The 12,849-nt window shown below is 68.4% G+C and carries 8 protein-coding genes and 3 pseudogenes; 4 read left to right on the plus strand and 7 right to left on the minus strand.

From position 1 onward, the window contains the following. Window positions 1–31: 31 nt before the first annotated feature. Both A3IC_RS0142920 and A3IC_RS73245 read left to right on the plus strand, forming a co-directional pair. Entirely contained in the window at window positions 32–883 is an 852-nt protein-coding gene (locus tag A3IC_RS0142920; RefSeq protein WP_020556245.1) for a fumarylacetoacetate hydrolase family protein, read from the plus strand. Between the two features lie 733 nt (window positions 884–1,616). Next, window positions 1,617–1,919: pseudogene (locus A3IC_RS73245) on the plus strand (IS5 family transposase); the annotation flags it as partial. Between the two features lie 28 nt (window positions 1,920–1,947). On the opposite strand, the gene A3IC_RS0142930 reads toward A3IC_RS73245, so the two are convergent. Together A3IC_RS0142930 and A3IC_RS59810 are read right to left on the minus strand one after the other, a co-directional pair. Next, window positions 1,948–2,862 carry an amidohydrolase family protein gene (locus A3IC_RS0142930; protein WP_079027055.1) on the minus strand — a complete coding sequence of 305 codons (915 nt, stop codon included), beginning with the start codon at window positions 2,860–2,862 and terminating at the stop codon, window positions 1,948–1,950. Then, entirely contained in the window at window positions 2,859–3,836 is a 978-nt protein-coding gene (locus tag A3IC_RS59810; protein WP_052174057.1) for an aldo/keto reductase, read from the minus strand. Before A3IC_RS59810 ends, A3IC_RS0142930 begins: the two co-directional genes overlap by 4 nt. Before the next feature lie 142 nt (window positions 3,837–3,978). Between A3IC_RS59810 and A3IC_RS68000 the strand changes: the two are divergent. Next, window positions 3,979–4,058 (plus strand): annotated as a pseudogene (locus A3IC_RS68000) (IS5/IS1182 family transposase); the annotation flags it as partial. Between the two features lie 121 nt (window positions 4,059–4,179). Next, window positions 4,180–7,041, plus strand: a complete 2,862-nt coding sequence (locus tag A3IC_RS63405; RefSeq protein ID WP_079027056.1) for a right-handed parallel beta-helix repeat-containing protein — start codon at window positions 4,180–4,182, stop codon at window positions 7,039–7,041. Window positions 7,042–7,591: 550 nt separating this feature from the next. On the opposite strand, the pseudogene A3IC_RS0142945 reads toward A3IC_RS63405, so the two are convergent. From A3IC_RS0142945 to A3IC_RS0142970, 5 genes and pseudogenes are all read right to left on the minus strand, one after another. Further along, window positions 7,592–7,866, minus strand: a pseudogene (locus tag A3IC_RS0142945) (transposase); the annotation flags it as partial. 346 nt (window positions 7,867–8,212) lie between these two features. Beyond that, complete coding sequence (locus tag A3IC_RS59820) at window positions 8,213–8,596, minus strand: hypothetical protein (RefSeq protein ID WP_063744964.1); 384 nt, start codon at window positions 8,594–8,596, stop codon at window positions 8,213–8,215. 973 nt (window positions 8,597–9,569) lie between these two features. After that, a complete protein-coding gene (locus A3IC_RS0142960; RefSeq protein ID WP_020556253.1) occupies window positions 9,570–10,754 on the minus strand; it encodes a cytochrome P450 in 1,185 nt (394 codons plus the stop codon). A 189-nt stretch (window positions 10,755–10,943) separates the two neighbouring features. Continuing rightward, complete coding sequence (locus tag A3IC_RS69365) at window positions 10,944–11,114, minus strand: hypothetical protein (protein WP_020556254.1); 171 nt, start codon at window positions 11,112–11,114, stop codon at window positions 10,944–10,946. 247 nt (window positions 11,115–11,361) lie between these two features. Next, window positions 11,362–12,771 (minus strand): MFS transporter, encoded by a 1,410-nt coding sequence (locus A3IC_RS0142970; protein WP_106669187.1) that lies wholly within the window; start codon window positions 12,769–12,771, stop codon window positions 11,362–11,364. Window positions 12,772–12,849: the final 78 nt, after the last annotated feature.

The following is a 12,849-nucleotide window of genomic DNA, read 5'->3' on the forward strand; positions in this document are numbered from 1 at the left end:
CAGATCAGCCTCGGAAAGGTAGGACATTCCCATGAAGTTCGTGCGGCTCGGCCCGGTTGGCGGTGAGCGCCCGGCGGTCCGTTCCGATGACGGCCGGCTGTGGGATCTCGCGCCGCTCACCAAGGACATCGACGGTGCCTTCCTGGCCTCGGGTGGGATCGCGCGCGTCGAGCGGGCCATGGCGGCCGGCGAGTTGTCGCCGCTCGATGGCGACGGACTGCGTGTGGGCGCGCCGATCGCCCGGCCCGGCAAAGTCGTCTGCATCGGACTGAACTACCAAGATCATGCCGAGGAGACGGCGGCCGAGGTGCCGGAGCGCCCGATCGTCTTTATGAAGGCATCCGACACAGTGGTGGGGCCGTACGACCGCGTCCTCGTCCCTCGCGGGTCGAAGAAGACCGACTGGGAGGTGGAGCTGGCACTCGTCATCGGCGCCCGGGCGCGCTACCTTGACAGCCCGGACGCCGCCCGCGACGCGATCGCCGGTTATGCGATCAGCCACGATGTCTCGGAACGAGCATTCCAGCTCGAACTCTCCCCGCAATGGGACCTGGGCAAGTCCTGCGAGACGTTCAATCCACTGGGGCCCTGGCTGGTGACCTCCGACGAGATCAACGATCCGCAGGACCTGGGGCTGCGGCTGCGCGTCAACGGCGTGGAGCGGCAGAACGGCACCACAAGGAACATGATCTTCAGCGTGGACCACATCGTCTGGTACCTCAGCCAGTACATGGTCCTGGAGCCCGGTGACGTGGTGAACACCGGAACTCCCGCAGGCGTAGCGCTGGGTCTGCCCGGCGAGCCGTACCTTCGCGCCGGGGACACGGTGGAACTCCACATCGATGGCCTCGGGTCGCAGCGGCAGACGTTCGGCCAGGCCTGATCAGCGATATCGAGCGTACGACGAGACCGTCTCCATCAGGGGGCGTTCGGGACCGCCGGACGCCTGGAGCGGCCCCGGGTACAGCCGACACCCGGCCAAGCGGCGAAGGTCCCGACAAGCAGCCGATCGTTCGGGACTTCGGGGCGAGGAACTCTCCTGCGGACGCCGGGTGTCGGCCCGCCGCGGTCCGGGCGACTCCACGGTGATCGCGTACTTTCTCGCCGCCGGCCCGACGAGACCCCGCTCGCGGAAATCGTCCGCGTCACGGGCGCGGGGTGGGCGATCGAGGAATCCCCAGGCCGCGAAGCAGGGTACCGGCACATCACCTTGTCGACGCTCGCCCACGCGTTCCTCGCCGCCGTCGCGGCATGCGCGACCGGGTGCCCTCACCCTTGTTCGTCAAGCCGCCGAGGGCACCGAGCCCGGCGGAAGATGTCCTCTCGAAGCACGGCGAAGAGCCCGTCGATGCGTCGTCGGGTGAGAGCGACGCCGCCGGGGACGTGAGGCTTCCCCGGCGGCGTTTCCTGTCGTGGTGGGCATGGGTTTGCGGTTGGGAAAGCGAAACCAACTCTGCGAGGCAAAGCGCCCGTTCGAACTGCGCATTGCCGCGGGGTGAGGAGTGCTCGCTCGTGTAGAGGGGTCGGTGCCGGCGAGTTGTGGGAGTTGTTCGAGCGTGTCGTGCCTCGCTCAGGCCCCGCCGTAACGCAGTGAAACGGACAGGCTCGAATCGTCTGCGGAGCCGAGCGCGTGCGTGTTGGACGCGCAGAGCGTCAACACCTCCGCCAACGTCCCACCGCAGGTCTCGGCGTCGCCACCGTCGGCCTCCTTCTCGCCGCGTGGGTCACCGCGGCGAGCGTCTGCGACAACGTCGGCGGCATCCACCCGCTCCCCACGATGGCCGCCGCCCACCCCCGCATCAGCGAGGTTGTGCGGCAACGGGTCGGGTCGACAACGGCCACCGGACCAAGGCCGTCGAACACGGAGCGACCGTCGACGTCCACGTCGTGCACGCGACCTCACCGTCAAGGGATTCAAGTCCCCCAAACGGCAGGACAAAACGCTCTTCAAATGGCATCGGGACGCGTGATATCCAGGCGATACAGTCTGCTTGCCGTTCCAGTGCCTACGGCGCACCGCTCAGTTTCGGTGAGCTCACTGACCAGTTGTCGGTACGCTCCCATCACGCCGGGGTAGGTGCCTGCAAGCAGGCTGACGGGCCAGTCCGATCCGATCGCGACGCGGCACGGGGAGAACGCCGTGAGGACGACGTCGGCGTACGGGCGCAGGTCGGCGACGGTCCAAAATTCGTGGTCTGCTTGTGTGACCAAGCCAGACAGTTTGCAGTGGACGTTGGCACGGCGAGCCAGCGTGGCGATCCCAGCCGCCCATGGATTGATGGCACCTTCGGCGATCGGCGGGTTGCCGGCGTGGTCGAGCACAAGCCGCGTGTCCGGTGCGGCGTCGGCCAGACGAGCAGCCCAGGCGAGCTTCGGTGCGGTAGTGATGAGGTCGAAGGTGAGGTCGTACCGCGCGAGCGTGCGCAGCCCCCGAGCCAGCTTCGTGTCCGTGAAGTCGTCCTCGTGGGCGTGGATCAGGTTGTAGCGGACACCTCGAAGCCACTGCCCTCCCGGCGCGGTCAGCAGCGACTCGAGATCTCCGGGGAGGTGATCGGACCGCAGGTCCGCGTAGCCGACGACACCGGCGATCAGCGGCCGGGCGGCGGCCTGCTCCAGCAGATAGCGTGTCTCGGCCGGCTCCGACAAAGCCTGTACGGCGACGGCCGCGGTGATGCCTGCTTCGGTGGCCAGCGGAGCGAGATCCGCCGCCGTCCACGCGCGATTCAGCAACTGCGAATGCCGATCGAGCCAATCGTGCCGGTGCTGGGCCGGGTCCCACAGGTGGTGGTGCGCGTCAACCATCGGCAGCCGCGGCCCCGTTTCGGGATCGGTGGTCGCAGGGTGTGGCGTTGCGGCGGTCATCGCCAGCGTCCGGACGCCAGAGCCGGCTGCATCTCCTGTGCCGCCGCGTCCAGTTCGGCCCAGAGTAGGTCCGGGAGCCGCCGCTCGACCAATGTCGTCAGTTCCTTGACTTCCTGTGCGCTGCCCGCTCCGAGAAGCGTGTTCTCGACCAGCGGGTTCCGGCTCGGGAACTGCAGCGCCGCGGTAAGCAGCCGTTCGCCGTGCCGATCGCAGATGTCCGCCAGACGCCGGGCCGCGATGAGCACCTCGGGACGTACCGGCTGGTAATCGAAGACTTCATTGCGGTCGGGATCGGCGAGCAGCCCGCTGTTGAGGACGGCGCCGGCTATCACCTTCACGCCCCGGCTCCGGCACAGCGGCAGCAGCGATTCGGCCGCGACCTGGTCGAGCAACGTGTACCGACCGGCCACGAGGACGTAGTCGATCTCGGTCTCGGCGACCAGCCGTCGCAGGCCGGGCGTCTGGTTCATCCCCACGCCGATCGCCGAGACCAGCCCCTGCGCCCTGAGCTCGGTCAGGGCCGGGATCGCCGTCTCGACGGCTTCGTCGAGGTAGTCGTCGGGATCGTGCAACAAGGCGAGGTCGACGCGGTCGAGCCCCAGCCGTTCCAGACTGTGGGTCAGCGACTGCTCGATGCCGGCCCGGCTATGGTCCCGCACGCGGACCAACCCGGACCCGTCGGGGGCCCGGCCCGGCTCGATCGGGCGTCCACCGGCCTGGTGGGGCGGCAGCAGCAGCCGCCCCACCTTGGTCGAGACCAGGAAATCCTGGCGTGGCTGCGAAGCAAGGAAGGCTCCCAGCCGGCGCTCGGCCGAGCCGACGCCATAGTGCGGTGCCGTGTCGAAGTATCGGATGCCGGCTTCCCACGCGGCGGTCAAGACGTCGCGCGAGCGGTCGGTCTGCGTACCGAGCGATGCGGTACCGAGCCCGCGCGGCGGCAGAGCCAAGCGGTGGGACACCCCTGTATCGGTCATCGACACCTCCGACGAAGTCGCGGCCTGTTGGCACGCAGCCAATACTCCAACTAGCCTATCGCTAATCGATAGCCGATTGCAAAGAGATTCGGTGAGCGCACACCGGTGGCCCCGATCCTGCACTGGTCCACTCGTCCTCGCAGACCTTTGGTGGTCGGGCAAACACCGGCATCACGGCGGGAACGTACAGGTCATCGCCGCCCCAGACGCTGGCCGCTATGGCTCCGCGAGGGATTTCTCCGAGGTGGCAAGGGCGCTGGTTCGTGCCAGATGTCTTGACTTCCACGCGAGAACCGATTATCGATTACCTACCATTCGAGAAGCGCACTGTCAGGAGAGCTTCATGCGCGACTTTCTCAGACCAGGCTGGTTGGTAGGACTGACATCAAGACTCGCCGTGGGAGCACTGCTTGCCGGCGCCGTGGCCGTTGGACCGGGCATCGGTACAGCGGCGGCGGCGCCGATGGCGACGTTCTACGTGTCGCCGTCCGGCAGCGACGCCAACAGCGGTTCCTCGGCGGCAGAGCCGTTCGCGACGATCGCCAAGGCCCGGGACGCGGTCCGCGCGCTGCTCGCGCAGGAGGAACGCCTGACCCGTGACATCGTGGTCAAGGTCCGCGCCGGCGACTACTTCCTGAGCTCACCGATCCAGCTCGACGAACGGGACAGTGGTCGGAACGGCCACCAGGTCATCTACGAGAACTACGACGAGAGAGCGGAGTCGGAGGCGCCGACGATCTACGGAGGCACCCGGATCACGGGCTGGTCGCCGACGTCGTCCAACGCCAACATCTACCAGGCGAAGGTTCCCGGGGGCAGCGCCTTCCACAACCTGACCGAGGGCGACACCATGGCGGCGCCCGCCGCGACGAGCCTGTCCGGCGTCACCGCCCCCGGCCAGTGGTATCTCGACACCTCGGCGAACACCGTCTACTACTGGCCCCACAGCCAGTCGATCGCCACCAGCGTGATCGTTGCGCCGAAGGTCCAGGACATCTTCCGCATCGTCGGCTCGGCCCAGACCACGCCTGCCCACGACATCACCATCACCGGGCTCACCCTGAACACGACCGACTTCGTCGCGTCCTTCAGCACACCGCCGGGCGACAACCTGCAGTACGAGGCGAACAAGCACGGCCTGGTCTACGGCGAGAACGTCAAAAACATAACCGTCTCTCACAGCCGGCTCCTGAACGCCGGGCTCAGCGCGGTGTGGTTCAACAAGTTCGCCCAGAACAACACGGTCTCCGGCAACTGGATCGACCGCACCGGCCTCAACGGCGTCTACCTGACCGGCTGGAACATCGGCACCGGACCGTTCACCGACCCGGCCGCGGCCTACGTCAACAAGTCCAACCTCGTGACCAACAACTTCATCCACGACGTCGGCAGGTTCGAGGGCCTTACCGCGGGCATCCAGATGTACCAGAGCGGTGACAACACCATCTCCCACAACAGGATCATCGGCAGCCCGCGGTACGGGATCTCGCAGAAGGGATCGCGCTACGGCGTGATGGCTTCCAGCTACTACGGCCACGCTGTGACCCGCGCCAACCACAACGACTTCCTGTACACCCGCAACAACCTCCTTGAGGCCAACGACATCTCCGACGTCGTGAAGTCCACCTCCGACGCCGGCGCGATCGAGTCCTGGGGCATCGGCCAAGGCACGGTCATCAAGAACAACCGGATCCACGACATGCGGGCTGACTCCGATTGGAACACCTGGTTCGGCGGGATCTACCTCGACGACGGCAGCGACGACGTCACCGTCACCGGCAACATCATCCACAACGTGGTCGGCGGGATCCGCACGTTTCCGATCTACGAAAAGGGCATCAACAACACGATCTCGAACAACATTCTCGCCGACAACCAGGCGCACTGGGACATGCGCCTGGAGGCGTTCGCCGAGCCCTCCTACGGGCTCACCCTGACGAATAACATCTTTTACCGGAACAAGGCAGCCTTCGCCTACGATCCCATGGACCTGCCCGGCGGGTGGCGCGGGCTCCCGGAATACGGGCCGGTGCTGACCGGAGAGATTCCCAACCGGCTGGCCTCGGTCGACAACAACCTCTTCTACGACCCGACCGGCTCGTTCAACGTCAACGTCGGCTCGGCCTCCCTCTCGTTCGCGGACTATCAGTCCCGTTACGCGAGGGCCTACGACCAGCACAGCGTCACCGGGGTCGATCCGCAGTTCGTGAACCCGGACGGCCACGACTACACGCTTCAGCCCGATTCGCCCGCTCTCGCACTTGGCTTCACCAACATCGACCAGAAGAGCATCGGACTGCGCCCGACCTTCCCCTTCGACGTGAGTGAGCTGACGCTGAGCAGCCCCGCCTCTGCCACTGCCGGACACCCGACGACCGTCACCGAGGTGTTCACCAACCACGGCGGCAGGCCCGTACAGAAGGTGCATCTGAGCCTCACCGCCCCGGATGGCTTCACTGTCCGCGCCACCTCGCCGGCCGTCACCGCGAGCGTCCCGGCAGGCGGCACCGCCCGGACGACCTTCGAGGTGACGCCGCCCGCGTCGACTCACCTGTTCAAGACGGACACCCTCAACGCCACTGCCACATACCAGCGGCGCGGCGCGGCCTCCGAAAAGGTGAGCACCGCAACGTTCACCTTCGGCCAGCCGGTGAAGGACCCTTACCAGACCTTCGCCTCGACCACTGCGAGCATGAGCCAGGCCGGCAGCCGGCTCGGCATCCGCACTCAGGGCAGGGACGTATGGGAGGACACCAACGAGTACGGCGCGATCTACCAACACGGCGCTGAGCACGACGGCTCCACCACCATCGTGAAGGTCGACTCCCAGACGAACACCAGTACTTGGGCCAAGTCCGGGATCATGGTCCGAAACGACATAACGAACGCCAACGCCTCCCCCGGCTACGTGATCCTGGCCGCGACCCCGGGCCAGGGATACGCCCTCCAGTACGACGCCAACGGCGACGGCAAGCTGGAGAGCAACCGCAACCTCGGTACCACGGTCTACCCCGGCTGGCTGAAACTCGTGCGCTCCGGCACCACCTTCACCGGCTACTACTCCACCGACGGCACGCAGTGGACCCAGATCGCCTCGGCGAACGTCCCCTCGGCGGCCGCGACGCAGGACGTCGGTGTCTTCTCCACCAACGGCACCCCGGGCACCACTGGTGAGGCGGACTTCGACTCCTTCACCACCAGCTGACCCACTCCCGACCGCATGACGTGTGCCCCGCCGGATCCCTTCCGGCGGGGCACACGTCGCGTCATCGGTCCGGGCTGTCGTTCCCTCTGACGTTGCCCTCGACCGGCAATGGGAAGACCCTCGCGACGTTCACCATCCCAGTGGCGTTCAGCCGGCCCGCGAACACCGTTACGTGCTCGCGGACATACCGCCGCCTCGTGTTACGAGCTCGTCAGGCGATACAGCCTGCCTGCCGTTCTCGTGCTTACCGCGCACTGGGTGGGCTCCATCCGGTGGCACCGCGTACGCGGTGGAGCCCACCCGGTGGCGTGCCCGACCGCGCCATCGGGTGTCGCCCACCAGCCCGCACCACCCGATGGACGAGGCGTGGTCCATCCACGCGGTGGGCTCCATCCCATCCGGGTGCACCGGTGGTGCCCATCGATAGCGGACGGTGGACGAGGCGGTGGGGTGGTCGCCGGCGGCTGTCCGAGCCGCAGGCGGGATCGCAGTGAAGCGGCGCGTGCCACCCACCCGAGGCAATCGCTGGCACCATCCAGCGATGCCCTCGCCGCCCTCTCCCCTCCCCCTTCTTTGCGGCGTCTGTTCCTTGGCTGGTCACAGGCACGTTTTGGTGGAGGTCTTCACGCTCTGGGTGTCGATGACGGAGCCTGTGGGTTCGGGCTTGCGGCCCTCCTTCACGCGGGCCGGTGCGGTCAGGTCGTGGTTGAGCCGGGCGAAGATTCCTTCGTCACGCCAGGCGGCGTAGTAGGCGTGGACCGTGGCGTGGGTCGGAAAGTCGTGCGGGAGGTATTTCCAGGGAATTCCGGTGCGGTTCACGTAGAGAAAGCATTACGTAGCTACATACTCCGCGCCGGGGGTGGTCTGGACTGCACCGAGCGTGCCGTCGGCCGCCGACCGGAAGGCGTCGTCCCGTCGTCCGAGTGGCCGGCATCGCCCGGTGTCCAGCCCCGGGATCCATACCGCCGGGGTGGGCGCGGCGCGGCGTCCACGTCCAGCGCGGTCATCCCGCAGCACGCGAAACGCATCGGGTCGGGGACCTCGCAGCACAGATACTCCTCCCAGGCCCGCCGGGGTGCACCGTTCGCACCGGTCGGCATCCCGACATCTGCCGCGCGGTCCCGTCATCCGCAGCCCTCGAGCCTGGTGTCTCCGACGGCGGCCGGCGGTGTCAGAACCGGGCTACGGCGACGGATCCGACGAGCTTCCCCGCGCTGTGCCGAGGCAGTTCGTCGGTGGCGTGGAAGAGCGCCATCGTCTCCAGGGTCCCGGTCCAGGGCTGGCACGTCGCCCCGGGCCAGTCGGGTTCCCAGCCCGGGCGCAGGCCGCGGATGCCCCAGCCGTCGGGGTGCCGGGAGGGGAGGGAGCCGGTGCCGTGGTGGTGGATTGCCTGGGTGTAGGCGTGGCGGGCCGCGGCCAGAGCGTCTTCGGCCGTGGCGGCGTTTCCGGTGAGTACGTGGATGCCGCGCGCGTCGGTCCTGGGATCGCGGATGGGGACGTCGACCTCGTAGACGAGGTGTGTTTCGTAACCAGGGCGGTTCATGACGATGTCCATGGCGTCGCTCCTGAAATTTGGCCCGGGCGACCGCTTGGCACCGCAGGCGTACTTGTACCGTATGGATACCGTATAAGTACCGTACAAGTACGGTAGCAGTATCGACGCGAAGCGCACAAGGGGCTGACACGGCGATCCGGAACCGCGTCCGACCGCGGCGGGAGGCACCGCCGTCTCGCGGGCATCGTTGCGTTCGGGGCTCACCGAGGCGCGTGTCGGATCGGGACTCGCGTGGCGCACCGCGTCGGCGATCCCCGGGATCCGCCGTGTCCGGCGCCTCCGGTCGCATCGGCGCGGCACACCCTCGGGGATGATGTCGGCCGGCGCGGCACGTCGACGTCGGGATGCGCCGCTCGGACCAGGAGCGCCTCGTCGCAGCGGGGGCGCAGTCGCCCGGCGGATTTCATGTCCTCTCCCCATCTCGTCGCCCGGTGCTCGCCCAGCCCGGGCGGTGAGGGATGGTCAGGCGATCTCGTCGCCGCAGAAACGCGTGACGCGTCGGCAGCCTGTGGGATGTCGACCTCCCGAATGTCGAGGTCGTCCCGGTTCGGTTCCAGCGGCGGGGTTTCCGGGCGCGAACAGGTCCTCGGTGGTCGCCGAATGGCGGTGTCGAGGGCCCTGCCTCGGCAGGGACCTGTCGCGTTGCGGGGATCGGTTTGTCGGGCTCCTTTGCCGCCAGTGGATGTCCTCGCCTTCGTGGGCGCGCAGGCCCAACGCGTGCAGTTCCCGGTTCGGATACGCCGACGGGGGCCGGCGACCACCCCGGTCCGGTTCAGGGGTGACGCCTCGTTCCGCAGCGGCCCGCGTTTCGGCGCACCACCAGGGCACCTGCTCGTGCACGAGTTCCTTCGCCTCAGACCACCGGCCCCGGGCCGCAACCTTGCCTCGACGAACGTGGTCGGCTGGAAGATCGAGGTCGGGTGTCGGCGTTCGTTGTTGTCGGCGTGACGGCGGCGGTGGTCTGGGCGGCCGGTCAGGCGGTGCGGCGACCGTCGGGGGTCACGTCGAGGGGCAGTCGTTCCCAGCCGCGCAGAACGTTGTTGACCGCTCGCTCAGCGGTGCCGGTCGGGCGTATTCGGGTGCAGCGTCGTGCCAGGGCGGTCAGGACCGCGCGGGCCTGGAGGACGGCCAGGGTGTTGCCGGCGCACAGGTCGGGTCCCGCCCCGAGCGCCAAGTGGCGATCGGAGTCGGGGCGGTGGGCGTCGAACCGGTCGGCGGACTCCCCCCATCGTCGTTCGTCGCGGCCGGCGGAGCCGTAGAGCAGCAACACCCGTTCCCCTGACGGGATCCGCGTGTCGTCGACGGTGACGTCCCGGGTGACACGGCCTTCGAATGCCTGGATGGGCGCGTCGAACCGCAACGCCTCGTGGAAGACCCGGTCCGCGGTCACGCGTCTGTTGCGCAGGCTGGCGAACTGGCCGGGGTGGGCGGCCAGGAGGTGGATGGCGGTGGAGATGCCGTGGATCGTCGTATCCATGCCTGCGGTGATGTACGTGGACATCAGGGGAACGACCTCCTCCCGTGTGATCCCGCTCGCGTCGGCCGCGGTGTAGGTGGTGGCCAACCACGACCCCGGGCGCACCACGTCCGGGGTGACGACGTCGTTGAGGAAGGCGAACATCGCGGCGGCGGCGGGCCTTGCGGCCGCGTACCGGCCGTTGGCCGGACCGAACGTGGCCGCCGCGTTGCCGATCAGCGAGTCGCGGGTCGTGGCCGGTAGTCCCATCAGGTCCAGGACGACATCGGCGACCAGGGTCTGCGCCAAGTCCCGGGCAGCGTCGAACGTTTCGCGTTCGACGAGTTCCCGCACCAACATGTCGGCGCGCCTGTGCACGTCGGCGGTGAGTGCGTCGGTGGCGGGCCGGGCGCGTTGCCGGGACAGGACCCGGCGCAGCCGGGCGTGGTCGGGTCCGTCGCAGGCAAGGACGGTCCCGGCCGGGGTGTCGCGGTCGGCCTCGGGGGCGAGGGCGATGTCGTCGAGCGAGGAGACGACCCTCGGGTCGGTGAGGGCGGCGCGGACGTCGGCGTATCGGGGAAGCGCCCAGGCGTCGTGCTCGGTCAGGTGGATCGCGGAACCTTGGGCCCTGAGTTCCGCGTATCGGGGGTAGGGGTCGGCGAGTGTGGCGTCGCAGAAGAGGTCGATGGAGGAGGTGGTCATCCGCGGGCGCTTCCTGGGGGACGGTGATGGGCGGGGCACGATGAGGTTGTCCGGGAGGGCGAAGAGGAGGTCCGGGAGCGGGGCCTGGGTGGGGCATCGCCCGGCCCGCGCCCCGTCGTGGTGTCCGGCGAGTACGTCGAGATCGGGGCGCACTGGCCACTCGGCGGCATGTGTGCAAGCACAGGCCGCTCAGGACAGGCTGGACGTCTCCGTTGTGTATGCGCGGATGTCGTGCTCACTGTCGCGGCCGTAGGGGGTGACGGTCGGGCTCTGCCGGCCGTTCGCCGATGCCGGGTTCCCGAAGTGCCGGAAGCCCGGCGGGTCGGCGTCGTGGATCTCCTCGCCGGCGGCGATGGTCACGGCCTTGGACGATCCGACCGACGCCGTGCCGCAGGCGAAGCCGACTGCGACCCAGCGGAAGGGGCCGCCCTGGTCAGGGGAAGGCCCGCGTCCTGCGGTAGTGCGGTTGGTCCGGGCCGGGAGTGGCACGTCGCCTCGGGCCGGTCGGGTTCCCAAACCCGGCCGCAGGCTTGCGGTTACCTGAGCCGTCGGGGCGCCGGGAAGGGTGGGAGCGGGTGTCGCCGGGCGTGGGCAACGGATCCCGAGGTCATGCCGGCGCCAGGATGGAGAGTCGTCTGGGCAGTGCGACGCTGAGGGCGAGGGCGATCATGCCGACCGCCGCACTGATCACGAAGGTGGTCGTGTAGGCGTCCCAGGTCGGTATCGGTGTGCCGGGAACGGGGTCGGAGGCGAGCACGCTGGCGCCGATCTGGCCGCCGAGGGTGGCACCGACGCTGCGCAGGACGAACGCGGTGCCGGCCACGCTCGCGGTGCGGTCGGCGGGGACGACGCTGACCACGATGTTCATCGACTGGGTCGTGCTGAAGCCGATGCCGATGCCGCAGACGGCACTGGCGAGGTAGAGGGCCAGGGCATTGCCGTGGGCGAGGAGCAGCAGCAGGCTGGAGCCGACGATGAGCGCGGTGCTCAGCGTCATCACGCCGCGGGTGCCGAGGAAGCGCTCCATGCGAGGGGTGAGCGGAGAGCTCACCAGGGCGAACACCCCCAAGGGCAGAAGCAGGAGACCGACGGCGGCGGTGTCGGCGCCGAGGCCGTATCCGGTGCTCGTGGGCAGACTGGCCAGGCTGGGTACCACGACGTACAGCGCGAACGTGCCGAACCCGACGACGAATGCCACCACGCAGGTCAGGACGACCGGCCGATTTCGGAGTCCGCGCAGGTCGATCAACGGGTGCGTGGTGCGCAGTTCGACGGGCACGAACAGGGCGAGCAGTACGGCCGCAATCGCGACGCGGATGAGGAACGGCGCGGAGGTCCATCCGTGTTCGGGTGCGACCGTCAGGCCCAGCAGCAGGGCGACCAGCCCGGTGCCCAGGAGGACGGCGCCGAGCCAGTCGATCGATCCGCTGCCCACGGGTGGGCATTCGGGCACGATCTGACAGACGGCGACGAGTGCGATGAACATGATGGTCAGCGGAATCCAGAACAGCCAGGTGAACGACAGTTCGCTGATGATCCAGCCGGATGCCAGGAGGCCGAACGCGGCGGCCAGTGCCGTAGCGCCGACTATCAGACCGATGGCGGGCTTGAGCCGGTGCGCGGGTTGGGTGTCGTTGAGCAGGCCGATGGCGAGTGGTTGAAGTCCGGCTCCGACGCCCTGGATCATCTGGCCCGCGATCAATTGCCCCACCGAGTCCGCGGTCGCGGACACGACGACGCCGACGATCACGATGGCGACGACGCCGATGAGGACCCGGCGCTTGTCGGCGATGTCGCAGAGGCGGCCGATGATCGGGGTTGCGACGGCGCCGACGAGCAGCAGGCCGGTGAAGGCCCAGGTGATCGCCTGGGGCGAGGCGTCGAGATCTGCCCGGATTTGCGGCAGTGCCGGGACCAGCATTGCCTCCAGGGCGGTGTAGACGGAGAGCACCACGGTGAGCACGAAGGGCGTCGCGCTCGGTCTTTTCGTGCGGATGGATTGCACTTCAGCGTTCATGACGATTCTCCTGGTCGGGGACCAAGGCAACTGGTCGGTGGTGACGGGGTGTGGGGAATGCCGCTCGTTGGGAGGCGT

This window comes from Embleya scabrispora DSM 41855, from assembly GCF_000372745.1.
Classification (GTDB): domain Bacteria; phylum Actinomycetota; class Actinomycetes; order Streptomycetales; family Streptomycetaceae; genus Embleya; species Embleya scabrispora.

What these genes read in the sequence shown, in the direction of transcription:
- A3IC_RS0142930 (WP_079027055.1), bottom strand. Translation starts at nt 2,862, where the DNA reads ATGACCGCCGCAACGCCACACCCTGCGACCACCGATCCCGAAACGGGG.
- A3IC_RS0142920 (WP_020556245.1), top strand. Translation starts at nt 32, where the DNA reads ATGAAGTTCGTGCGGCTCGGCCCGGTTGGCGGTGAGCGCCCGGCGGTC.
- A3IC_RS63405 (WP_079027056.1), top strand. Translation starts at nt 4,180, where the DNA reads ATGCGCGACTTTCTCAGACCAGGCTGGTTGGTAGGACTGACATCAAGA.
- A3IC_RS0142970 (WP_106669187.1), bottom strand. Translation starts at nt 12,771, where the DNA reads ATGAACGCTGAAGTGCAATCCATCCGCACGAAAAGACCGAGCGCGACG.
- A3IC_RS59820 (WP_063744964.1), bottom strand. Translation starts at nt 8,596, where the DNA reads ATGGACATCGTCATGAACCGCCCTGGTTACGAAACACACCTCGTCTAC.
- A3IC_RS0142960 (WP_020556253.1), bottom strand. Translation starts at nt 10,754, where the DNA reads ATGACCACCTCCTCCATCGACCTCTTCTGCGACGCCACACTCGCCGAC.
- A3IC_RS59810 (WP_052174057.1), bottom strand. Translation starts at nt 3,836, where the DNA reads ATGACCGATACAGGGGTGTCCCACCGCTTGGCTCTGCCGCCGCGCGGG.